The sequence below is a fragment of the Azoarcus sp. TTM-91 genome (genome assembly GCF_012911025.1).
In the GTDB taxonomy this organism is placed as follows: domain Bacteria; phylum Pseudomonadota; class Gammaproteobacteria; order Burkholderiales; family Rhodocyclaceae; genus Azoarcus.
The window spans coordinates 1-22,644 of the sequence record NZ_WUEI01000054.1; the positions used below are offsets into that span (position 1 = coordinate 1).

Consider the following 22,644-nt stretch of genomic DNA (forward strand, 5'->3'; position numbering starts at 1 on the left):
GAACCGCGGCCCCCCAGGCTGTTTCAACCCCCGCTGCGCGCCCGCAGCGCCTTCGCCGCCTCCACCATGTTCCGCAGCGCGGCCTCGGTTTCCGGCCAGGCGCGGGTCTTGAGGCCGCAGTCGGGATTCACCCACAGGTTCTGCGCCGGGATCACCGCCGCCGCCTTCTCCAGCAGGTGTTCCATCTCGGCCGTGGCCGGCACCCGTGGCGAGTGGATGTCGTACACCCCGGGGCCGATCTCGTTCGGGTAGCGGAAATCGCCGAAGCCGGCCAGCAGTTCCATGTCGGAGCGGCTGGTTTCGATGGTGATCACGTCGGCGTCCAGCGCCGCGATCTCCGGCAGGATGTCGTTGAACTCCGAGTAGCACATGTGGGTGTGGATCTGCGTCTCGTCCGCCACTGGCGAGGCGGCGATGCGGAAGGCGCGGGTGGCCCGGGCGAGATAGGCGCGCCAGCCGCCGCGGCGCAGCGGCAGGCCCTCGCGTATCGCCGGCTCGTCGATCTGGATGATGGCGATGCCGGCGCGCTCCAGGTCGGCGACCTCGTCGCGTATCGCCAGCGCGATCTGCAGCGCGGTGTCGGCGCGTGGCTGGTCGTCGCGCACGAAGGACCACTGCAGGAGGGTGATCGGCCCGGTGAGCATGCCCTTCATCGGCCTGGCGGTGAGACGCTGGGCGTAGGTGGTCCACTCCACCGTCATCGGCTGCGGCCGGGAGACGTCGCCGTAGATCAGCGGCGGCTTCACGCAGCGCGAGCCGTAGGACTGCACCCAGCCGTTGGCGGTGAAGGCGAAGCCGGCGAGCTGTTCGCCGAAGTACTCCACCATGTCGTTGCGCTCGGCCTCGCCATGCACCAGCACGTCCAGCCCCAGCGCCTCCTGGCGCCGCACCGTGTGGGCGATCTCCTGCGCCATGCGCTCGCGGTAGCTGGCGCTGTCCAGCTCGCCGCGCTTGAAGGCGGCGCGGGCGCTGCGGATCTCCGCGGTTTGCGGGAAGGAGCCTATGGTGGTGGTGGGGAAGGCTGGCAGCCCGAGGCGCTCGCGCTGGCGCGCCTGGCGTGCGGGGAAGGCGGAGCGGCGGCGGTCGGCGTCGGCCGGCAGCGCGGCCAGGCGGGCGGCCACCGCCGGGTCGGCCACCCGCGGGCTGGCGCGGCGGGCGGCGAGGGCGCGGCGGCTGGTGGCGAGGTGCTCGGCCACGGTGTCCTCGCCGTCGTTGAACACCCGCTTGAGGATGTCGATCTCCGCCAGCTTCTCGGTGGCGAAGGCGAGCCAGCCACGCAGCTCGTCGTCCAGCGGCGCCCGCGGCCCGGCCTCGGCGGCCAGGCTCACCGGCACATGCAGCAGCGAGCACGAGGGGGCCAGCCACAGCCGGCCGCCGCGCCGCTCGGCCAGCGGCAGCAGGCGAGCCAGCGCGCGGTCGAGGTCGGTGCGCCAGACGTTGCGGCCATCGACGATGCCCACCGACAGCTCCTTGTGCGCCGGCAGCCAGTCGGCCAGCGCGGCCAGCTCGTCAGGCGCGCGCACCGCGTCCACATGCAGCGCCGCCACCGGCAGGCGGCAGGCGAGGTTGAGGTTGTCCGCCAGCGGCGAGAAGTAGGTGGCCAGCATCAGCCGCGCGCCGGCGGCGGCCAGCGCGATGTAGGCCGGCTCGAAGGCGGCGCGCCAGGCGGCCGGCAGGTCCAGGCCGAGGATGGGCTCGTCGATCTGCACCCATTCGGCGCCGGCCGCCTTCAGCCGCGACAGCAGCTGGCCATAGACCGGCAGCAGGCGGTCCAGCAGCGCGAGGCGGTCGAAGTCCGCCTTCTCCTTGCCCAGCCACAGGAAGGACAGCGGCCCCGGCACCACCGCCTTCACCGCATGGCCGAGGGCGCGCGCCTCCGCCACCTCGTCGAACAGCCGGCTGGAGGCGAGGGAGAAGGCGGTGTCCGGCAGGAATTCCGGCACCAGGTAGTGGTAGTTGGTATCGAACCACTTGGTCATCTCCAGCGCCGGGCGGCCGCCGTGGGCGGGCCCGGCACCGGCGCAGCCGCGGCTCCCGGCGGCCACGCCGCGGGCCAGCGTGAAGTGGCGCGCCAGTTCGCTCTCGCTGCCGTCGAAGCCGAAGCGCGCCGGCTCGCAGCCCAGCAGCTGGATGTGGTTGGCGACGTGGTCGTAGTAGGCGAAGTCGCCCACGGTGACGAAGTCCAGCCCGGCATCGCGCTGCAGCGCCCAGTGGCGCTGGCGCAGTTCGCGGCCGACGGCTTCCAGCGCGGCGGTGTCGATCTCGCCGCGCCAGTGGCGTTCCAGCGCGAACTTGAGCTCGCGTTGCGCGCCGATGCGGGGAAAACCCAGGGTGTGGCTGAGGATCACGGTTCTGCTCCGGAGATGAATTTCGAGGCTGGGCATGATTCCGTGGCGGCATCCATCATTCAAACGAAAGTTTTTCTGTGTTTGAATTAGAGGTTCTAATGTTCCTCGCCTCCCGCCATGAGCGCCTCCATCCTCGAACTGCGCCACCTCCGCACCCTGGCCGCGCTGCGCGCCGCCGGCAGCCTGACCCGCGCCGCCGATCTGCTGTGCCTGACGCAGTCGGCGCTGTCGCAGCAGATCCGCCTGCTGGAGGAGCGCTATGGCGGGCCGCTGTTCGAGCGCAAGTCCATGCCGCTGGTGTTCACCGCGCTGGGCGGGCGCCTGCTGCAGCTGGCGGACGCGGTGCTGCCGCAGGTGGACGAGGCGGAGCGCGACATCGTGCGGCTGGCTTCCGGCGTGGCCGGCGAGTTGCGCATCGCGGTGGAGTGCCACACCTGCTTCGATTGGCTGATGCCGGCGATGGACGCCTTCCGCAGCCGCTGGCCGGAGGTGGAGCTGGACATCGTCTCCGGCTTCCATCCCGACCCGGTCGGCCTGCTGCACCAGAACCGCGCCGATCTGGCGGTGGTGTCCGAGCCGGAGGCCGACGGCGGAGTGATCTGCCATCCGCTGTTCAGCTTCGAGATCGTCGCCCTGCTCGCCAACGGCCATGCGCTGACCGCGCGGCCCTTCCTGGTGGCGGAGGATTTCGCCGCCGAGACGCTGATCACCTACCCGGTGGCGGATGAGATGCTGGATCTGGTGCGCCAGGTGCTGGCGCCCGCCGGCGTCCGTCCGGCCCGCCGCACCACCGAACTCACGGTGGCGATGTTGCAGCTGGTGGCCAGCGGCCGCGGCGTGGCGGCGCTGCCGGAATGGGCGCTGCGGCCCTACCTGGAGCGTGGCTACGTCAGCGCCCGCCGCATCGGCGCCGAAGGCCTCACCGGCCGCCTGTATGCCGCCACCACGGCGGAGAAGGCGCTGCGGCCCTATGTGGCCGACTTCGTGCGGGTGATGCGGGAGCGCAGCTTCGCCGATCTGCCGGGGATCGCGCTGCTGTAGGCATCGGCGGGGCAGACATGCCCGAGTATGCTTCCGGCCTCATGCGGAGCGGGTTCCCGTCGGCCGCCCGCATGCGGCGGTCCGCGGGCCTGTCTTCACTGCTGTTGCTGATAGCCCTGCCACAGCGCTGCCGCGATCTTCTTCGCGAACTCGTCGGCGCGCAGCCGCAGCGCCTCGTTCTCCAGCTCGGCGGTGGTGGCGTGGAACAGGTCCAGCCACTGCATGAACAGCGTCGGCTCCAGGTCCGGCAGCGCGGCGTGGGCACGCATCGGCGAGCCGTGAAAGCGGCCGCTGCCACGCAGCATGCCGGACCAGAAATCCACCAGCTTGGCGAGGTGGGCCGGCCAGTCGCTCACATGGGCTTCGAAGATGGGCCCCAGCAGGGCGTCTTGCCGCACCCGGCCGTAGAAGCGGTGGACCAGGGTGGTGATTTCCTCTTCGGTGCAGAGATCCGGATTGACCATGGCGCGGCGGCGGAAAACGGGGCCGCCAGCATACGCCTTGCCGCGCGGCGGCGGGAGCCGGGGTTCCGCACTATGCGGAACGGCGTATAGAATGCCCAGCGCTTTTCCGCCCGCCTGGGCGAAAAGCCATGAACCCTCCATCGAAGGTGCCCCGGTCGCCATTTCCTGGCGGCCGGGGTTAAACGGGAAACAGGTGCGTCTGCGCCGCCTCGCGCGGCCGACCAGGCCTGTGCTGCCCCCGCAACGGTAAGCGGATGGGGCGGCTTCACGCCGGCATCGCCACGGATGCCGGCAGCCACTGCGCCACAGGCGCGGGAAGGCGAAGCTGCCTGCCGTCGGATTCAGCAATGAAGCCGATGGCGCTCCGCGAGCCCGGATACCGGCCTTCGATAGACCTTGGACGTCGCGGGAGTGCGTTGTCCGGGCGGCTTCCGCATGCCCCCGGCGCGCGGCTGCCGGTCCGGCCTCGTCCGCCCCGCGTTTTTTCGCCATCCGGCCGGCGGGGACGCCCGGCCGCTTGCAGGGACCGTATCGACATGGCCATTTCCATCCGCCCGCGCCTTTCCCGCGCGGCGCGCTCGCTTGTTTCTCCCTCTCCAGCCCAAGGCCTTGCCGCCGGCCTCATGCTGGCGCTGTGCGGCGCCGCCTTCGCCGACACCGGCAAGGAAACCGTGCTGCCGGAAGTCACCGCCACCGCCAGCGGCGAAACCGCCGGCCTTGGCCTGGAACAGCCGGCCAGCACCGGCAGCCGCCTGCGCCTCACGCCGCTGGAAACCCCGGCCAGCGTGGACCTGCTGGAGGGCGAGATGATACGTGCCCGCGGCGACGCCACCCTGATCGAAGCCGCCGCCCGCGCGCCCGGCATCACCCAGAGCGGCACCTCCGGTGGCGGCGCGCTCGCCGCCCGCGGCTTCGCCGGCAACACCTCGGTGATGCGGCTCTACGATGGCACCCGCATGTATGTTTCCGGCGGCACGGTGAGCTTCCCCTTCGATCCCTGGATGGCGGAGCGCATGGAAGTGCTGCGCGGCCCGGCCTCGGTGCTGTACGGCGAAGGCGCCATCGGCGGCGCCATCAACACCGTGCCGAAGAAACCCACGCGCGGCGCCATCGTCACCGAGGCCCGCGTCGCCTACGGCTCGGACGACACCTGGCGCACCGCTTTCGGCAGCGGCGGCGCGGTGGACGAGCACTGGTCCTACCGCTTCGACGTCAGCCGCAACCACAGCGACGGCTACGTGGACCGCGGCGAGTCCGACTCCCTCGTGGTGGCCGCCGCGCTGCGGCTGGACGTGTCGCCCGCCCTCAAGCTCACCCTGTCGCACGACTACGGCAAGCTGGAGCCGATGCGCTACTTCGGCGTGCCGCTGATAGACGGCGACCTCGACAGCCGCCTGCGCGACACCAACTACAACGTCGCCGATGCCAAGCTGCGCTTCCGCGACAACTGGACCCGCCTGGACCTCGAATGGAAGCCGGCAGACGAGGTGGTGGTGCGCAACCAGACCTACCGCCTGCACAGCCGCCGCGACTGGCGCAACGCCGAGGGCTACCGCTACAACCCCAACGGCACCATCACCCGCAGCAGCTTCCTGCTCATCGGCTACAGCCTGGAGCAGGTCGGCAACCGGCTGGACAGCACCTGGAACGGCCGGCTCTTCGGCCTGGACAACCAGCTGGTGCTGGGCTTCGACGCGAACCGCCTGCGCTACCAGCGTGACCGCAACAACGGCGCCGCCGCGCAGACGCTGGATGCCTTCGCCTTCAACCCCGGCAACTTCCCGGGCACGCTGACCAACGGCGAGCTGTTCAAGACCCGCACCGACACGCTGTCGGTGTTCATGGAAGACAAGCTGCAGCTCAGCCAGCGCTGGTCCCTGGTCGGCGGCCTGCGCTGGGACCGCATCGAGGTCGATCGCGAAGGCATGCGCAACGCTTCGGGCGCGGACTTCGACAAGACCTTCACCCACACCAGCGGCCGCATCGGCGCGGTGTTCGCCGCCACTCCGGCGCTGTCCTTCTACGGCCAGTACGCCACCGCCGCCGACCCGCTCACCGGCGTGGTCAACACCACCGCCCAGCAGAGCCAGTTCGACCTGTCCACCGGCGAGCAGGCCGAGCTGGGCGTGAAACAGCGCTTCGACGGCGGCCGTGGCGAATGGACCTTCGCCGGCTACTGGATCCGCAAGGAGAAGCTGCTGATCCGGGATGCGGATGACTCCAACGTCTACCGGCAGGTCGGCGCCCAGTCCTCGCGCGGCGTGGAACTGGCGCTGGCCTACGCCTTCACCCCGGCACTGAAGCTGGATGCGAACGGCACCGTGCTCAACGCCCGCTACGACGACTTCAACGAAGTGGCCGGCGGCGTGGTGGTGTCGCGCAGCGGCCGCACGCCCTCCGGCGTGCCGGAGCGGGCCGCCAACCTGTGGCTGAGCTGGGATTTCCTGCCGCAGTGGAACGCCGGCCTGGGCGCCCGCTACGTCGGCACCCGCTATGTGGACAACGCCAACAGCGCCAAGGTGGACGCCTACACGGTGGTGGACGCCACCCTGTCCTGGCAGCTGCGCCGCGACCTCCGCCTCAGCCTGTTTGGCTACAACCTGTTCGACCGCCACTACGCCCAGACCACCTACAACGGCAACAGCCAGTGGGTGCTTGGCCGCCCGCGCAGCGTCGAAGTGGCGGCGAACTTCAGCTTCTGAGCGGGGCGGCGATGAGATGGGCGAGGGGCGCGGGCGGCGGTTTGCGCCGGCTTGCGGCTGGAGGGGGCACGGACCATTGCGGCCTGTGTGTCCGACGAAGGCGCGGCAGTCGCGCTGCCACGGTCGCGCTGCCGGCCGGGCGTCGAACCCCCGCGCTGCTTGGCAAGCGGCATCGGCGCAGGCTTTCGCGCGAGCCTAGGCGTCTCGGCCCGACGCGGGCGATCACCGGCAAAACGTCATGACTGAGCACCGCTCCTTCTGCTTCTGGCCGCGCCTGCGCCGCTGGCTCTACCTCGTCCACCGCTGGCTGGGCGTGGGCGGCTGCCTGCTGTTCGTGCTCTGGTTCATCACCGGGCTGGTGATGATGTACGTGCGCTTCCCGGCGCTGAGCGAGGCCGAGCGCCTGGCCGGCCTGCCGCCGCTGCAGCTGGAGGGCGCGCTGCTGGGGCCGGACGAAGCCTGGCGCGCGGCCGGGCTGCCAGCCTTCCCGGTCGCCCGCCTGCGGCTGGAGATGCTGGCCACCGCCGACGGTGGCGCCGAGCCGGTGTGGCGTACTGCCGATGCCGGTTGGCCCATCACCCTGTCGGCGCGGGATGGCAGGATCATCCAGGCGGTGGATGTCGCCCGTGCCACCGCCATCGCCCGCCGCTTCGCTGATGGCGCCGAGGTCCGCTACCTGGAGACCCGCGAGCGCGACCAATGGACCCTGCCGAACGCCAACGCCTTCGAGGCGCTGCGGCCGCTGCACCGCTACGCGGTGGCGGACGGCGCCGGCACCGAGCTCTACATCTCGGCGGTGAACGGCGAGGTGGTGCGCGACACCGATCGCCACGAGCGCGGCTGGACCTGGCTGGGCACAATTCCCCACTACTACACCTTCGCCGTGCTGCGGGAGCAGCACACCGCCTGGCGGCAGACTGTGTTGTGGACCTCAGGCCTGGGCATGGCCGCCGCGCTCAGCGGCATCGCCATCGGCCTGCTGCGGCTACGGCTGCGGCGGCGCTACCGCAATGGCGCGGTGACGCCGCACCGCGGCTGGATGGCCTGGCACCACCTCGCCGGGCTGGCCGGCGGGCTGTTCGTGTTCACCTGGGTCGCCAGCGGCTGGGTGTCCATGAACCCCGGCGGCTGGCTGGCGCGCAAGGCCTTCCCGCCGGCGGCGCTGCAGGCCTACGTGGGCGAGCGCGGCGAATTCCCCTGGTCGGCGGACTTGCTGCTGCGCTTGCAGAGGGCGGCGGGCGGTGGTCTGCGCGAGATCGAAGCCTGGTGGTTCGACGGCCAGCCCATGCTGCTGCTGGCGGATGGCGCCGGCCGGCGGTACAGCATGGCGGCGGTGGAGGGCGCTGCGCCGGCGCCGAGCGAAGAGGCCATCGCCACCGCCGCCCGCCGTCTGCTGCCCGGCGCTGGCATCGCCCGCCTGCGGCAGCTCACTGAAGAAGACCGCTACTGGTACGGCCGCCGTCAGCCGGTGGTGCTGCCGGTGTGGCGGGTGGAGATGGATGATGCCGCCGCCACCTGGCTGCATATCGACCCGGCCAACGGCCGCCTGCTCGCCAGCAGCGACAGCGATGCCCGGTTGCGGCGCTGGCTGTTCAACGCCGCCCACAGCTTCGATTTCCCCTGCTTGCTCACCCACCGCCCGGCCTGGAACGGCGTGATGTGGCTGCTATCGGCACTCGGCCTCGTCGTGTCGGCGAGCGGTGCCGTCGCCGGCTGGCGCCATCTGCGCCGGCGCGCGGCGCGGCGCTGACGGCTGCACTGGCGGCAAGTCCTGCGCTTCCGCGGGCGGGAGATCGGCGGCGGCTTCCGTCTCCACGGCCGCGGGTTCCGCCTCCAGCACCACCTCGCGGCTGCGCTCCAGCTCCACGCTGTGCAGCCACTCCCGCCAGATCGCCACCAGCAGCGCCATCAGCACCGGGCCGACGAAGAGGCCGACGATGCCCATGGTCTTGACCCCGCCGACCAGGCCGAAGAAGGTCGGCAGGAAGGGCAGCTTCACCGGCCCGCCGACCAGGCGCGGCCGCAGCGTCTTGTCCACGATGAACAGCTCCACCGTGCCCCACACGAACAGCCCCAGCCCGGCCGCCAGCTTGTCCGCGCCCACCAGGTAGATGGATACCAGCGTGAAGGCCAGCGGCGCGCCGCCGGGAATCAGCGCCATGAAGGCGGTGACCACGCCCAGCAGCACCGGCGAGGGCACGCCGGCGATCCAGTAGGCGATGCCCAGCACCACGCCCTCGCCCAGCGCGATCAGGCCCATGCCGGTCACCGTTGCGCTCACCGTCGCCGGCACCACGCGCGAGAAGCGGTTCCAGCGCTGGGGCAGGATGCGCTCGCCGACGATGTCCAGCTGGCCGGCGATGCGCACGCCGTCCTTGTAGACGAAGAACAGGGTGATCAGCATGAACAGCACCGTCAGCCCCAGGTTCACCAGGTTGCCGGTGGCCGCCAGCGCGGTGCGGTAGATATTGCCCAGGTGCTCGCCGCTCAGCAGCTGCACCCACTCGCCCAGCGCATGCGGCTCGCCCAGGTATTCCTGCCAGTAGTCCGCCAGCCGCTCGCCGACCATGGGCAGCGAACTGATCCAGCCCGGCACCGGCGCGCCCACCCGGTTGGCCTGCAGCAGCCAGGCGATGAAGGTGCTGGCCTCCTGCAGGGCGTAGTGCAGCGCCAGCGACAGCGGCACCACCAGCACCACGATGACCACGATGAGCGCAACGCTGGCCGCCAGCGCGGTGTTGCCGCCGCACAGCCGCACCAGCCGGCGGTACAGCGGCCAGCTGGCGAAGCCGATGATGAGTGCCGCCAGCACCGGCACCAGGAAGCCGCTGAAGAAATACACCCCGGCAGCGAGGACGAGGACGAGAAGACCGCGGGCGATGAGCGGAGCTTGCAGGACAGGCGGCATAGAAAAGGCGCAAAAAGTCTCGGAGCGGGGCGCTTGGGCCAGGATCGCCGCCGGAGCGGGCAGGCAGACCGCAATATACCGGGCCAGGGACCATCCGGGCGTTTTATGCACCAGCCCGGTGCCGGGCGCTGGCCGCAGGCTGTCGGCGCCCGCCCGGCTGGGGCATGATTGCCCCTTTCCAGACACATCCCCGGCTTTACCGTTCCCGCCATGAAGCACGTCCGCACCTCGCCCAAGGATGAGTTCGCCGGCTTCGTCGTCGACCAGATGGCGGCCTTCGCCCCGGTGGAAGCGCGCCGCATGTTCGGCGGCCACGGCATCTTCCGCGATGGCCTGATGTTCGCGCTGATCGTCGACGGCCGCCTCCACTTCAAGACGGATACTGCCAGCGCCCAACGCTATGCCGCCCTTGGCCTGCAGCCCTTCCGTTACACCTCGCGCGGCCGCACGGTGGCGCTGGGCTACCACGAGGCGCCGCTGGAGGTGTTCGATCACCCGGCGCAGATGGCGGAGTGGGCCAGCCTGGCCTTCGACGTCGCCCTGCGGGCGGCGGCGGCCAAGCGCCAATGAACAGCCTGCGCGCGCTGCGCAAGGCGGAGGCCGCCTTCGGCCGGGGCAACGCGGCGCTGGTCGCCGGCGAACTGGAAACCGCCGAAAAGGCCTACCGCGAAGTGCTGAAGCTGGCGCCCGACCTCGCTGAAGCCCATGCCAACCTCGGCCAGGTGCTGGACCGCCGCGGCCAGCCAGAGCAGGCCGAAGCCAGCTACCGCCGGGCCATCCGTCTGGCGCCGGCCAACCCGCGGCCGTACATCAACCTCGGCGTGCTGCTGCTGGCGCAGAAGCGCCATGCCGAGGCCGAGGCCGCCTTCACCGCCGCCATCGGCCTGCCGCCGGCGCAGCCGGAAGCCTGGACCAACCTGGGCGTGCTGCATGCCAGCCTGGGCCGGCTGGACGAGGCGGAGCGCTGCCACCGCGCCGCGCTGGCGATGGCGCCGGAGTACCGGCCGGCGCGCTTCAACCTTGCCTATGTGCTGCTGCGCCAGGGTCGCTACGAAGAGGGTTGGCCCTGCCTGGAAGCGCGCGACTGGGCGCGGGTGCTGGAGGCCCACCTGCCGATGCCGCGCTGGCAGGGCGAGCCGCTGGCCGGCCGCCGGGTGCTGATCGGCTGCGAGGCCGGCCATGGCGACATGATCCAGTTCTGCCGCTATGCCATGCAGCTGAAGCAGGCCGGCGTCGCCGAAGTGACGGTGCTCTGCCACGCCGGGCTGAAGCGCCTGTTCGGCGGCCTCGCTGGTGTGGACCGCGTGCTGGGGCTGGACGAAGCGGTGCCGGCGGAGGTTGCCGAGGTCTGGATACCGGCGCTCAGCCTGCCGCATTGCTGCGGCACCCGGCAGGTGGCCGACATTCCGGCGCGGATTCCCTACCTGACGGTGGAGGCTGCGCTGCTCACGCAGTGGCAGGCGCGACTGAACGAGGTGGTGGGCAGCGAAGGCGGCGCACCGCGGGTCGGCCTGGTGTGGAAGGGCAACCCGCGCTTCGAGAACGATGCCGACCGCTCGCTGCCCGGCCTCGCCACCCTGGCGCCGTTGGCCGGGGTGGCTGGCGTGCGCTTCGTCAGCCTGCAGAAGGGGGCCGGCGAGGACGAGGCGCTGGCGCCGCCGCCGGGCATGACGCTGGCCGCGCTCGGCGCCGAGCTCGGCGACTTCGCCGACACTGCCGCGCTGTTGCAGGGGCTGGACCTGGTGATCGCGGTGGACACCGGCGTCGCCCACCTCGCCGGCGCGCTGGGCAAGCCGTGCTGGGTCATGCTGCCGGCCTACAAGACCGACTGGCGCTGGCTGGACGGGCGCGAGGACAGCCCCTGGTACCCCGGCGCCCTGCGGCTGTTCCGCCAGCGCGAAATGGGCGACTGGGCGCCGGTGGTGGCGCAACTCGCGGAGGCGCTGCGGAGCTTTGTTGTGGCGCGCTCCGGCACCTGAGCCGGCGAGCGGCATGGCGCGAGGACTGGGCCGAGCTTGAACCCCGCGGCCAGCGCGTATCCGCCCGCTTGCGACAGACGATGGCCGCGGCTTTCTCCCTCCGTCGGTTCGGCGCCGATCGACACCTGCTTCCCTGCTCCCGGGAACGCCGTTTGCATACCCTGGCGCCGCTCCTGGTCCGCTCGCAATTGCCATTTCCGGCTTCTATGGTTCAGGGAGTCGCAGCTGGCCTGGCTGCGCACAGCCGAAGGCGGCGGCGCTGCCTTCTTCCCGCTGATCCTGAACGAGGAGGCGTACCGATGAGTCTGGAAAAAGTGCTCTACCGCGCACATGCGCGTGCCACCGGTGGCCGCGACGGCCGCGCGGTTTCATCCGATGGCGTGGTGGACGTCAGGCTGACCACTCCGCGAGAACTCGGCGGGGGTGGCGGCGAGGGAAGCAACCCGGAGCAGCTCTTCGCCGCAGGCTATTCCGCCTGCTTCCTCGGCGCGATGAAGTTCGTCGCCTCCCGCGACAAGATCAAGATGCCCACCGATGCGGCGATAGATGGCAGCGTCGGCATCGGCCCGCTGCCCACCGGCTTCGGCATCGAGGTCGAGCTGAAGGTCTCGCTGCCCGGCATGGACCGCGCCGAGGCGGAGGCGCTGATCCAGAAGGCGCACATCGTCTGCCCGTACTCCAACGCCACCCGCGGCAACATCGATGTGAACCTGGTGCTGGCCTGAGCCGCCTCGGCGCGCGCCGGCCGTTCATCGGCGGTTAAGGGCCGGCGCGCAAGAATGACTCCCGTGACATCGACACGTCCTTTTCCTTACGGGAGACATCCAGCATGAACATCAGCAAGACGTTCCTCCTCGGCGGCATGCTCGCCGGCAGCCTCGCCCTGCTTCAGCCCGCCAGCGGCCAGGCGCAATACACCGGGCCTTCCACCCATCACGCCCCCGCCACCGTGGCCGAGATCCTGAAGAACCCGGTGGACGATCAGGACGTGGTGCTGCGCGGCCACCTGCTGCGCAAGGTCGGCAACGAGAAGTACATCTTCTCCGATGGCACCGGCGAGATCCGGGTGGAGATCGAAGCGGAGGATTTCCCGCCGGAACAGATCGACGACAAGGCCCAGGTCGAAATCCGCGGCGAGGTGGAGAAGGACTTTCTCGACAGCCCGGAGATCGACGTGGAGGCGCTGCGGAAGCTGCCGTGAGGGTGGGTTCCTGGTCCGGATTCCGACCAGGGGCGGCATGGGCCGGCTGTGCCCAGGCGGGCTGATCCCTTTCCTGAGTTCGACGTCGGAGCCTGCCAGGGGCGCGTGCGGGGAAACCGGTCGCGCGGAATGCCCTCGTGCAGGCTCGTGCCGGGCCAAGCTGAAGGGGGCAGGCTCCCGGGTACGCGCCGCCTTGCTCCCTTTTCCCTTCGCGGGAGAGGGAAAAACCAGCGCCTGCCCAGGGGGCGGGCGGCATTGCGGCAGGGGGCTTGTATGGGGCTAGCGATTGGCCTTCTTCCTCGACCTCTTGCGTCTCTGCGGCGTCTTACCGCCAGGTTCCGTCTCCGTCCGGCGCCATATTGCGGTGGAATCCAGGTCGCTTCCGTGCGGCTGAACCGCGGTAGCATTCCGGACCGCCAGCGCACCGAACCACCGATATCCCAAACCGGCAACACCCTAGACCGGCAACACCAGCACCGCCTCCAGCCCGCCCAGCGTGCCGCGGCCCAGTTCCAGCCGGCCGCCATAGGTCTCCGCGATGTCGCGGGCGATGGCCAGGCCCAGGCCGCTGCCTTCGGTGTTCTCGTCGAAGCGCAGGCCGCGCCGGCTGGCCTGTTCCAGTTGGGTGTCGTCCAGGCCGGGGCCGTCATCGGCGATGCGAATGCGCAGTTCACCGGCCGCTGCCGCGGCGTCCACCCTCACCGTGCTGCGCGCCCATTTGCCGGCGTTGTCCAGCAGGTTGCCCAGCATCTCTTCCAGGTCGGTGGGTTCGCAGCGCCAGTGTAGCTGTGCCGGCACCGTCTGCTGCCAGTCCAGTTCGCGCTCGCGGTGCAGGCGCTGCATCAGCGCAACGAGGTGGGCGATGCGGGGCGCCACCGCCACCCGCCGCAGTTCGCCGGCGCCACTGCCGGCGCGGGCGAGATGGCGGTCTATCAGGCGCGACATCGCCGCCACCTGGCCGCGCAGCAGTTCGCTGCCGCCGGCGGTGGCTTCGCCGCCCAGCAGGGCGAGCGGCTTCTTCAGCGCGTGGCTGAGGTCGGCGGCGTGGCCGCGGGCGCGGGCGACGACGCGGGCGTTGCGCGCCAGCACTTCATCCATTTCCTCCGCCAGCGGGTCAAGCTCCGGGCCGTAGCCGCTGCCCAGGCGCTCGGCGCTGCCGTCGCGCACCGCCGCCAGCGCGGCGCGTAGCCGGCGCAGTGGCGCCAGGCCCAGCCGCACCTGGGCGAGGGTGGCGATGACCAGGGCGAGGATGAGCAGCGCCTGCGTCAGCAACAGGATGCGGTCCAGCCGGGCGAGCTCCGCCTCGGTTTCCGCCGCCGGGCCGTAGACGTGCAGCATGGCGCGCTGGCCGCCGGCCTCCACCGGGACGGCGAGGCCGAGCAGGGCTTCGCCGCGCGGGCCGCGCAGGCTGCGCAGCGGAGTGCCGGGCGCCAGCAGGGAGGCGAGGCTGGAGGAGGGGGCTGAGGCGTCGGCCGGCGTCAGCCGGCTGTCCCACAGGGAGCGGGAGCGCTGCTCGGGGCCGGCGCCTTCCAGCTGCCAGTACCAGCCGGAGAAGATGCGGCTGAATTCGTCGTTGTTGCGGCTGCGCTCCGGCACGAGGCCGCTACCGCCGGGGGCGGCGAGCAGGCTGGCGGCGATGCGTTCAGCCCGTTCGTCCAGGCGTTGCTCCAGCCCGCGCAGCAGGGTGGCGTGTATGTTCTGGCGCAGCACCCAGCCGCCGGCGCCGCTCACCAGCAGCGCGGCCAGGCAGCCGAAGAGCAGCAGGCGGCCGCGCAGGCCGCCGCGCTCAGGCAGCGCCATCCTCCGATGGGCTGGCTGTGCCGGCGGCGCCCTCCGCCTCGGCGAGGCGGAAGCCGCGCCCGCGCTCGGTGTGCAGCAGCGGGTGACCGAGCTTGCGGCGGATGCGGCCGATGAGCACGTCCAGGGTGTTGGAGTCCGGGTCGAGATCGCGGGCGTAGACGTGCTCGGCGATCTCGCTGCGGCTCACCACGCAGCCCTTGCGCCGCATGAGGTGGGCGAGGATGCGCTGCTCCTGGGCGGTGAGGGCGAGCGGCTCCTCGTTCAGCGTGAAGCGGTCGGCGTTGCTGTCGTAGGCCAGCGGGCCGACCCGCAGCAGCGGTTCGGCATGGCCGCCGGCGCGGCGGGCGAGCACCCGCAGGCGCAGGGCGACCTCCTCCTGCAGGAAGGGCTTGGTGAGGTAGTCGTCGGCGCCGGCGTCGAAGCCTTCCAGCTTGTCGCTCCAGCGGCCGCGGGCGGTGAGGATGAGCACCGGCATGCGCCGGCCCTGCCCGCGCCAGTGGCGCAGCACGGATACGCCGTCCTGGCCGGGCAGGCCGAGGTCGAGCACTGCGGCGTCGTAGTCCTCGGTGCTGCCGAGGAAGGCGGCTTCCTGGCCGTCGCCGCACGTCTCGGCGACCATGCCGGCGGCGCGTAGGCCGTCGGCGATGCGCGCGGCCAGTCCGGCGTCGTCCTCGACGATCAGTACCCGCATGGCGTGTTCCTCGCAGCCGGCTTCAATCCGCTTCCTCCTCATGCAGGATGCGGCCATCCACCGCGTCCACCTGCAGCTCCAGGCCGCGGCCGTCGGGCAGGCGCAGTTCGATCTCGTAGTAGCGCCGGCCCTCGCGGTCGTGCTCCAGCTCCACCTCGTGCACCACGCCGCGGTATCGCGCCTGCACCATGTCCAGCAGGTCGGGCAGGGGCTTGATGGCTTTCATCGCGGTCAGCCGGCGTTCGCGGCCGCCCAGCACCTCGCCGCTGCGGGCGTCGATCTCGATCTCGCGCAGGCGGCCGTCGTCCTGGGCGATGCGCACTTCGTAGATGGGATGGTCGTCCTCGCCCTGCTCCAGCTCCACGTCCAGCACCTGGCCGGGGTGCTTCGCCAGCAGCTTGCGCAGCACGCCGGCCAGCGGCTGCAGCGGCGCGGCGGACTCGGCCTGGCGGCCCAGCTCGGCGCCGGTCTCGGCGTCTACCCGGATCTCCCAGCGCTGGCCATCGCCCTTCAGCAGCTTGATCTCGTAGTAGCGGCGGCCCTTGCGGTCGCGCTCCAGGTCCACATCCAGCACCTTGCCGGGGTGTTCCGCCTGCACCTTGGCCAGGATTTCCGCCAGCGGTTTCAACTGCCCGGCCTCCACCGCCCGGCGGACGACGTCATGCTCGCCTGCCTGGAGCAGGGCGGGCAGGGAGGCGAGACAGAGGATGAGGGCGAGGGCAGGGCGGCGCATGGGCGGATGCTGCGGCAGGAGACTTAAACGCTTCGTGAATTGTAGCGGCACGGCGGTGTTCACCCGCGCCAAAGCACGGCCGGAAGGGCAAGCGTGGCACCGCCGAGCAGGGCCTGCAGACCGCCGAGGACGCGCGAGCCGACAGTCGGGTCGAACAATTGGCTCACGATCAGGGCCCAGCCGCACAGGGCGTGGCAGTGGCTGTCGTTCGGCGAGATGATGTCCGCCGAGAACAATAAGGAGATGCCGCCGGCAGTAACCCCCAGGCCCAACACCAGCAAGAGCCCGGCCAGTAATCGCTTTGCCTTCATGGCTGCACTGTTCTCCGTACATGGCAGCTGGCGTTCCTGGTGCCGGAGCAGCGGACGGGCATGCTGCAGCGCTGCCAGATGCTCAATATGGGGTCCATGGGGAGAAAAGGGGTTTGAAATCCGGCCTGGAGGTGGGAGACGCAGGCTTATCCCGGCGCCAATGTGACAATGTGTGCGCCACGGCACTGAACAGGGGGCAGATAATGGCAAAAAAATGAAGAACTTGTTGTACCGCCCCCAAGCAGCGTGAACGATGAACACCCCCTCCCAGCCTTCCCCGCTTTCGCCCGAAGACTCTCCTCCTGCTCCTGCGTCTGACCTTGCGCCCGCGGCCCGGGACATCGCCCAGGCGCTGGACGCCGCCACGCTGGATCTGTGTGCGCTGACGGATGCGGCGCCCGGCGTCTCCGTCCTGATCGACCGCGAGGGCCGTATCCTCGTCCTCAACCGGGCGGGCGCGGAGCGCTTCGGCGTCGGCCAGCAGGCGGCGATAGGCACCAATCTGTTTTCCTACTTTCCCGCCGAAGTGGCCGAGAGCCGCCGGCAGCGCCTGCAGCGGTTGCTGGAGGACGGGCAACCGCTGGTGTTCGAGGACGAGCGTGCCGGCCTGTGTTACCGCAACTCGGCGGTGCCGGTGGTCGACCGCGACGGCGAGATCCGCCGCATCGCGGTGTTCTCGGAGGACATCACCGAACGCTGGACCGCCGAGCGGCGCTTGCGCGACAGCGAGGCCCGCTACCGCTTCATCGCCGAGAACACCGAGGACGTGGTGTGGCAGTTGGACACGGACATGCGCTTCGTCTTCATCAGCTCCGCCGACGAGCGCATGCGCGGCGTGCCCCGGGAGCAGGTGGTGGGGCGGCCGGTGACCGAGGTGTTCGGCCAGCGTGGCCGGGCCATCCTCGCCGAGGCGACGGAGCGCCGCCGGCAGCAGGAAGCGCGCGGCGAGGAGGTTAGCGCCAGCTTCCGCTTCGAAGCGCCACAGCTGCGTCACGATGGCACCGAGGTGTGGACCGAGGTGGTCTCCACCCGGGTGTATGACGAGGCTGGCCGGCTCACCGGCTACATCGGCGTCAGCCGCAACATCGAGGCGCGGCGGCGCTACCAGAGCACGCTGGAGGATGTGAACCGCCGCCTGCGCGCCCAGCTGGAGGAAATCTCCGCGCTGCAGGCGGAGCTGAAGGACAAGGCGGTGCGTGATCCACTCACCGGCCTCTACAACCGCCACTACCTGCACGAGACCCTGCCGCGCGAGCTGGCCCGCGCTCGCCGCGAGGCCTACCCGCTGGCGATGGTGATGGTGGACCTGGACTACTTCAAGGCCATCAACGACACCTACGGCCATGTCACCGGCGACCAGGCCATCACTCAGGCCGCCCGGGTGCTGCAGAAGCTGGCGCGCGAGAGCGACCTGGTGTGCCGCTACGGCGGCGAGGAGTTCCTCGCCGTGTTGCCGCGCATGGCGCTGGATGAGGCGCTGCAGCGGGCCGAACGCTGGCGCGACGCCATCTCCCAGGCCACGCTGCACAAGTTCGGCACCGAGATCCGCCTCACCGCCTCCTTCGGCGTCGCGGTGTTCCCGGAGCACGCCACCGGCGGCGAGGCGCTGCTGCAATGCGCGGATGCCGCGCTCTATGGCTCCAAGGACCATGGCCGCAACCGGGTGAAGGCCTACCAGCCAGGGATGTCGACCGGTTGAGCCCGGGCCGCCGGCCGGCATGCGCTCAGGCGCCGGCGCGGCGGGCGCCCCCGCCGCCGGTGCCGATCTCCGCCCGGCCCAGCCATTCCTGCAGGAACTCCACGCACACCCTCACCTTGGCCGAGGTGGACAGCCGCGAGGGATACACCGCCCACACGTCCGCCGGCTGGGCGTAATCCGGCAGCAGCCGCTGCAGGCTGCCATCGGCCAGCGCCGGCGCCACATCCCAGGCCGAGCGCAGGATGATGCCGTGGCCGGCCAGCGCCCATTCGCGCACGATCTCGCCGTTGTTGGCCGACAGCGGGCCGCTCACCCGCACCGTCTCCGCGCCCGCCGGGCCGTCCAGCGTCCACCGGCCGAAGTCCTGGTCGCGCTCGCGGATGACGATGCAGCGGTGCCGCGCCAGCTCCGCCAGCGTGGCCGGCGCGCCGTGGCGGGCGAGGTAGGCCGGCGCGGCGCACAGCACCCGCGCGTTGCGGGCGATGCGGCGGGTGATGAGGTCGGCCTCCCGCACCGCGCCGACGCGAATGTCCAGCTGGAAGCCTTCGCCGACGAGATCCACCGGCCGGTCCAGCAGCTCCAACTGTATCTCCAGCGCCGGGTGCTGCTCCGCCAGCGCCGACAGCGCCGGCGCCACATGGTTGCGGCCGAAGCCGGAGCTGGTGCAGATGCGCAGCAGGCCGCTGGGCGCGAGGCGCTCGGCGGACAGCGCCTCGCCCATCTGGTCCACATCTTCCAGGATGCGCTGCGCCCACTGGTGCACCACCTCTCCCTGCTCGGTGAGGCTGACGCTACGGGTCGTCCGGTGCAGCAGGCGGGCGCCCAGCGCGGCTTCCAGCAGGCCGATGCGCTTGCTCACCAGCGCCTTGGAGGCGCCGGTCTCGCGCGCGGCGGCGGCGAAGCCGCGGCAGCGCACCACGATGCAGTACAGGCGCAGGTCTTCCAGCTGGGGTCTGGTGTTCACGATTCGTGGTCAATGTGGTCACGGAAAGGAGGATTATACGGTTCATGAACCTCGCTATCCTGGGGGCCTGACGCTGCCCGAGCGGTACGCGCACCCCACAGCCAGGCGGCGCGGCCGCCACCCCGAGGAGGAGAACCGCATGAGCAAGACCCATCGCATCGCCGTCATCGCCGGCGACGGCATCGGCCAGGAAGTGATGCCGGAAGGCCTGCGCGCCGTGGAAGCGGCGGCGGCGAAGTTCGGCATCGCGCTCGAATTCACCCACTTCGACTGGGCCCACTGCGATTACTACCTGCAGCACGGCAAGATGATGCCCGACGACTGGTTCGCCCAGCTCAAGGGCTTCGACGCCATCTTCTTCGGCGCCGTCGGCTGGCCGGACAAAGTGCCGGACCACATCTCCCTGTGGGGCTCGCTGCTCAAGTTCCGCCGCGACTTCGACCAGTATGTGAACCTGCGCCCGGTGCGGCTGATGCCCGGCGTGCCCTGCCCGCTGGCGAACAAGAAGGTGGGCGACATCGACTTCTACGTGGTGCGCGAGAACACCGAAGGCGAGTATTCCGCGGTGGGCGGCAAGATGTACGAAGGCTCCGAGCGGGAGACGGTGCTGCAGGAATCCATCTTCACCCGCAAGGGCGTGGACCGCATCCTCAAGTACGCCTTCGAACTGGCGCAGAAGCGGCCGAAGAAGCACCTGACCTCCGCCACCAAGTCCAACGGCATCGCCATCAGCATGCCGTACTGGGACGAGCGGGTGAAGGAGATGGGCAAGGCCTACCCGGAAGTGAAGTGGGACCAGTACCACATCGACATCCTCACCGCCCGCTTCGTGCTCAGCCCGGAGCGCTTCGACGTGGTGGTGGCTTCCAACCTGTTCGGCGACATCCTCTCCGACCTCGGCCCGGCCTGCGCGGGCACCATAGGCATCGCGCCCTCGGCCAACCTCAACCCGGACCGGACCTTCCCCTCGCTGTTCGAGCCGGTGCATGGCTCGGCGCCGGACATCCACGGCAAGGGCATCGCCAACCCGATCGCCATGATCTGGTCCGGCGCGATGATGCTGGATTTCCTCGGCCACACCGCGGCGCACGACGCCATGCTCAAGGCCATCGAAACCGTGCTGGTGGAGGGCCCGCGCACGCCGGACATGGGCGGAGGCGCCAACACCACGGAAGTGGGCAAGGCGGTGGCGGAGGTCATCGCCCGCGGCTGAGGCCGGCGGCCTCCGCTACAGCGTAAAACGGCCGCGCTCCGGCACGGAGGCGGCCGTTTCAGTCATGCCGCCGGGCCAGGGCTCAGGGCAGCTGGTAGGGCTGGCCGAAGCGTGAGGTGTCGAACAGCCGGTAGTGCACCTCGTCCAGCTTGAGGAAGGGATATTTGCGCCGGTATTCCAGCAACTGGTGCTGGAAGTTCTCCCGGCCCTGAGTGTAGTAGCGCCACAGCATGGGCGCCGGCTCGCAGTTCAGGGCGAAGTTGCCGATGTACACCGTTTCCCCGGCGCCCACCTGGAAGCTGCCGCCAGCCGGGGCGCCATCCTGGGTCAGCTCGCTGCGGGACAGATCGAGAGCGAGCGGCGCCGTGTCCCTCGTCGCCCTGATGCGCACGCCGCTGAGCGCATAACTGCCCGGCGGCAGCTGCAGGGCATAGTGCTGGAGGCCTGGTCGCATCAACACCGCCTCCGGGCCTTCCGCTTCCATATCGCCGGCAGCGGCGGGAGGACGGCCGCCCCAGGGCAGGCGGTCGAAGGCGAAGCCACGCAACTCGGCGTGCTGGAAGCCGCCGCAGTTCCACCGGCGCCCCCAGTTGACCGCCAGCAGCACCACCCCCAGCGCTGACCGCTGCGCGGTGTAGTCGCTCTCGACAACTTCGGGGGCGAGGCTGGCGCGCTTCGTCACCGTGCCGCCGCAGGCCGCAAGCGTGGCGCCCAGGAGCAGCGCCGCCAGGACGCTACCGCAACGATAAAAGAACATGATGGAGCCATTGAAGGATGCGTTTCCCCGAGCATACTTCAATGGCATTGAAAATGGCGTTTGCTCTTGGCAGTGATTAGCGTTCCAGCGGCTGGGTGGCGGCGTCCGGCCGTTCCAGTTCGAAGCGGTCCGAGCTGCGGGCGTAGATACCGGCGCCGCCCATGCGCGCGATGGGCGCATGGAGGGCGATGTGTACATGGCCGCGTTCCGCATCCTGTACCAGGGCGTCGTCCACATGCAGGGCCACCACCTGGCCCAGCATGACGCGCTGATGTTCCGACACCGGAATGCTCTGCAACAGCCTGCATTCCAGGCTGGCGCTGCAGGCGGCGATGCGCGGTACCCCCACCGCCAGCCCGGGTGCGGTCTCCAGCCCGACGAGGGCGAGTTCGCTGCTGCCGTAGGCGAGGTCCGCCGCGGTGGCGTTCATGGCGGCGGCGAGGTGTTCATCCACCAGGTTGACCACGAATTCACCGCTGCGCTCGATGTTGCGCGCAGTGTCCTTCAACGGCTTTTCCGGGTGGGCGAGGATGCCCAGCGCGACCACCGCCGGATCGTGTCCCATGAGGTTGAAGAAGCTGAAGGGGGCCGCATTGACCGTTCCCTGCGGCGACACGGTGGTGACCCAGGCGATTGGGCGCGGCACTACCAGCGAGGTGAGCAGGCCATAGCGCTGCTTCTCGGTGAGCCTGTCCAGGCTGATCTGCATGATGTGTCCTGTGGGAGGCGCGGCAAGCCGGAATCGCCTGCCGCGCCGGGTGCTTGCGTAGGTCTTACTTCACCCGCTCGGCCACGCGCAGGGTCAGGTCCAGCATCTCGCCGGTGGCTTTGTTCTCCCGCAGCATGGCGGAAGCGGCCTCACGCATGTCCTTCAGCAGTGCGGCGCGTTCTTGCGCGGGCAGCTGGAAGACCTTGCCGCCCTGTTCTTCCCACAGCTTGTAGGCCTTGGCCTGGTCGTCGAGCACGAAGTCGTACAGCTCCGGCTCCAGCGCGGCGGCTTCCTCGCGCAGCATCTTCTGCAGATCGGCCGGCAGGGTGTCCCACCACTGCTTGCTCGCCAGCATCAGCTCGCCCATCACCCCGTCCTCGGTGGCGGTGACGTTCTTGACGATGTTGATGAGCTTGAGCGAGGTGAAGGCCGGCGGCGAGCTCTTGAGGCCGTCGATGGTGCCCTGCTGCAGTGCGGTGACGACCTCGCTGAAGTCCACCGGCACCGCGGTGGCGCCCATCAGCTCGACGCCCTTGCGCTCCACCCGGGAGGCCAGCACGCGCAGCTTGCGACCCTTGAAGTCGGCAACCTTGGCGCCCTCGAAGCGGGTCGCGAAGGCGGTATTGCCGTAGATGTAGGTGCCGAGGCCGACCAGGCCCTTGCTGGTGCCGATGTCGAGAAAGGCCTTGCGGAACTCCGGATCGCTGAAGGTGCGTTGAGCATGGCGGGCGTCGGTGAACACGCCGGGCATGTCCATGATCTGGTAACGCGCATCCACGCCCACCAGGTAGGCCGCTGGGCCGGTGTAGAACTCGATGGTGCCCAGCTGCAAGCCTTCGATCATGCGGGTATTGGAGCCGAGCTGGGCGGCGGGGTAGAGCTCGGTCTTGATGCGGCCGTTGCTGCGCGTCTCGACGCGCTTGGCGAAGCGCTTGATGGCCTCGGTCTGCACGTCGTTCACCGTGGCGGTGGCGAGCTTCATGGTGAAGTCGGCGGCATGCACGGCGCTGGCGCCGAGCACCAGCGCCAGGGCACCGAGGGAACACGCCAGGCGCGAGCGCAGGCGGCGGGGGGCTTTACCTTGAACAGCGGACATCACTTACTCCTTGTGGTCTTGGTGGCCG

General features: G+C 70.3%; 20 protein-coding genes and 1 riboswitch. Of the genes, 9 read left to right on the top strand and 11 right to left on the bottom strand.

Annotated features, from left to right (window positions below; all coding sequences use genetic code 11):
* Positions 1-23: 23 nt before the first annotated feature.
* The gene (metE, locus tag GRF61_RS14750) at positions 24-2,348 is read right to left on the bottom strand and encodes a 5-methyltetrahydropteroyltriglutamate--homocysteine S-methyltransferase (RefSeq protein WP_348982408.1); all 2,325 of its coding nucleotides are present in this window, start codon (positions 2,346-2,348) and stop codon (positions 24-26) included.
* 117 nt (positions 2,349-2,465) lie between these two features.
* Here metE and GRF61_RS14755 point away from each other — a divergent pair, with 117 nt between their 5' ends.
* A complete protein-coding gene (locus GRF61_RS14755) occupies positions 2,466-3,389 on the top strand; it encodes a LysR family transcriptional regulator (RefSeq protein WP_169151399.1) in 924 nt (307 codons plus the stop codon).
* 95 nt (positions 3,390-3,484) lie between these two features.
* Here the strand turns inward: GRF61_RS14755 and GRF61_RS14760 are convergent, their stop codons facing one another.
* Complete coding sequence (locus tag GRF61_RS14760) at positions 3,485-3,853, bottom strand: group III truncated hemoglobin (RefSeq protein ID WP_169151400.1); 369 nt, start codon at positions 3,851-3,853, stop codon at positions 3,485-3,487.
* 127 nt (positions 3,854-3,980) lie between these two features.
* Positions 3,981-4,256: riboswitch (cobalamin riboswitch) on the top strand.
* 133 nt (positions 4,257-4,389) lie between these two features.
* On the opposite strand from GRF61_RS14760, the gene GRF61_RS14765 reads away from it, so the two are divergent.
* Positions 4,390-6,555, top strand: coding sequence for a TonB-dependent receptor (locus tag GRF61_RS14765; RefSeq protein ID WP_169151401.1), 2,166 nt, complete (start codon positions 4,390-4,392; stop codon positions 6,553-6,555).
* 238 nt (positions 6,556-6,793) lie between these two features.
* Complete coding sequence (locus GRF61_RS14770) at positions 6,794-8,305, top strand: PepSY domain-containing protein (protein ID WP_169151402.1); 1,512 nt, start codon at positions 6,794-6,796, stop codon at positions 8,303-8,305.
* Here GRF61_RS14770 and GRF61_RS14775 read toward each other — a convergent pair.
* Complete coding sequence (locus GRF61_RS14775) at positions 8,222-9,463, bottom strand: AI-2E family transporter (RefSeq protein ID WP_169151403.1); 1,242 nt, start codon at positions 9,461-9,463, stop codon at positions 8,222-8,224. The two genes, GRF61_RS14770 and GRF61_RS14775, sit on opposite strands and share 84 nt — an antisense overlap.
* 210 nt (positions 9,464-9,673) lie before the next feature.
* Between GRF61_RS14775 and GRF61_RS14780 the strand changes: the two genes are divergently transcribed.
* The 4 genes from GRF61_RS14780 (at position 9,674) to GRF61_RS14795 (ending at position 12,643) form a co-directional block, all read left to right on the top strand.
* A complete protein-coding gene (locus GRF61_RS14780) occupies positions 9,674-10,033 on the top strand; it encodes a TfoX/Sxy family protein (protein WP_169151404.1) in 360 nt (119 codons plus the stop codon).
* Positions 10,030-11,442 (top strand): tetratricopeptide repeat protein, encoded by a 1,413-nt coding sequence (locus tag GRF61_RS14785; protein ID WP_169151405.1) that lies wholly within the window; start codon positions 10,030-10,032, stop codon positions 11,440-11,442. Before GRF61_RS14780 ends, GRF61_RS14785 begins: the two co-directional genes overlap by 4 nt.
* Positions 11,443-11,741: 299 nt before the next feature.
* On the top strand, positions 11,742-12,167 hold the full coding sequence (locus tag GRF61_RS14790; RefSeq protein WP_169151406.1) for an organic hydroperoxide resistance protein: 426 nt from the start codon (positions 11,742-11,744) through the stop codon (positions 12,165-12,167).
* A gap of 104 nt (positions 12,168-12,271) precedes the next feature.
* The gene (locus GRF61_RS14795) at positions 12,272-12,643 is read left to right on the top strand and encodes a NirD/YgiW/YdeI family stress tolerance protein (protein WP_211165984.1); all 372 of its coding nucleotides are present in this window, start codon (positions 12,272-12,274) and stop codon (positions 12,641-12,643) included.
* A 456-nt stretch (positions 12,644-13,099) separates the two neighbouring features.
* Here GRF61_RS14795 and GRF61_RS14800 read toward each other — a convergent pair whose 3' ends face one another.
* Genes GRF61_RS14800 through GRF61_RS14815 form a run of 4 tightly spaced genes read right to left on the bottom strand, consistent with a single transcriptional unit; the run spans position 13,100 to position 16,178 of the window.
* Positions 13,100-14,443 (bottom strand): sensor histidine kinase, encoded by a 1,344-nt coding sequence (locus tag GRF61_RS14800; protein WP_169151407.1) that lies wholly within the window; start codon positions 14,441-14,443, stop codon positions 13,100-13,102.
* Positions 14,430-15,134 carry a response regulator transcription factor gene (locus tag GRF61_RS14805; protein WP_169151408.1) on the bottom strand — a complete coding sequence of 235 codons (705 nt, stop codon included), beginning with the start codon at positions 15,132-15,134 and terminating at the stop codon, positions 14,430-14,432. Before GRF61_RS14805 ends, GRF61_RS14800 begins: the two co-directional genes overlap by 14 nt.
* Positions 15,135-15,156: 22 nt before the next feature.
* Entirely contained in the window at positions 15,157-15,867 is a 711-nt protein-coding gene (locus GRF61_RS14810; RefSeq protein WP_169151409.1) for a PepSY domain-containing protein, read from the bottom strand.
* 59 nt (positions 15,868-15,926) lie between these two features.
* Positions 15,927-16,178, bottom strand: coding sequence for a hypothetical protein (locus GRF61_RS14815; RefSeq protein ID WP_169151410.1), 252 nt, complete (start codon positions 16,176-16,178; stop codon positions 15,927-15,929).
* Between the two features lie 253 nt (positions 16,179-16,431).
* Here GRF61_RS14815 and GRF61_RS14820 point away from each other — a divergent pair, with 253 nt between their 5' ends.
* Entirely contained in the window at positions 16,432-17,877 is a 1,446-nt protein-coding gene (locus GRF61_RS14820; RefSeq protein ID WP_169151411.1) for a diguanylate cyclase, read from the top strand.
* A 25-nt stretch (positions 17,878-17,902) separates the two neighbouring features.
* On the opposite strand, the gene GRF61_RS14825 is transcribed toward GRF61_RS14820, so the two are convergent.
* Entirely contained in the window at positions 17,903-18,841 is a 939-nt protein-coding gene (locus GRF61_RS14825; RefSeq protein ID WP_169151412.1) for a LysR family transcriptional regulator, read from the bottom strand.
* 139 nt (positions 18,842-18,980) lie between these two features.
* Here GRF61_RS14825 and GRF61_RS14830 point away from each other — a divergent pair, with 139 nt between their 5' ends.
* On the top strand, positions 18,981-20,054 hold the full coding sequence (locus tag GRF61_RS14830; RefSeq protein WP_169151413.1) for a tartrate dehydrogenase: 1,074 nt from the start codon (positions 18,981-18,983) through the stop codon (positions 20,052-20,054).
* 82 nt (positions 20,055-20,136) lie between these two features.
* Here the strand turns inward: GRF61_RS14830 and GRF61_RS14835 are convergent, their stop codons facing one another.
* The 3 genes from GRF61_RS14835 to GRF61_RS14845 all read right to left on the bottom strand — a co-directional run bounded on the left by GRF61_RS14835 (position 20,137) and on the right by GRF61_RS14845 (position 22,616).
* Positions 20,137-20,811: a hypothetical protein gene (locus GRF61_RS14835; RefSeq protein ID WP_169151414.1), complete on the bottom strand. Its 675-nt coding sequence runs from the start codon at positions 20,809-20,811 to the stop codon at positions 20,137-20,139.
* A gap of 76 nt (positions 20,812-20,887) precedes the next feature.
* Positions 20,888-21,520, bottom strand: a complete 633-nt coding sequence (locus tag GRF61_RS14840) for a flavin reductase family protein (protein WP_169151415.1) — start codon at positions 21,518-21,520, stop codon at positions 20,888-20,890.
* 64 nt (positions 21,521-21,584) lie between these two features.
* A complete protein-coding gene (locus GRF61_RS14845) occupies positions 21,585-22,616 on the bottom strand; it encodes a TRAP transporter substrate-binding protein (RefSeq protein WP_169151416.1) in 1,032 nt (343 codons plus the stop codon).
* Between the last annotated feature and the right edge of the window lie 28 nt (positions 22,617-22,644).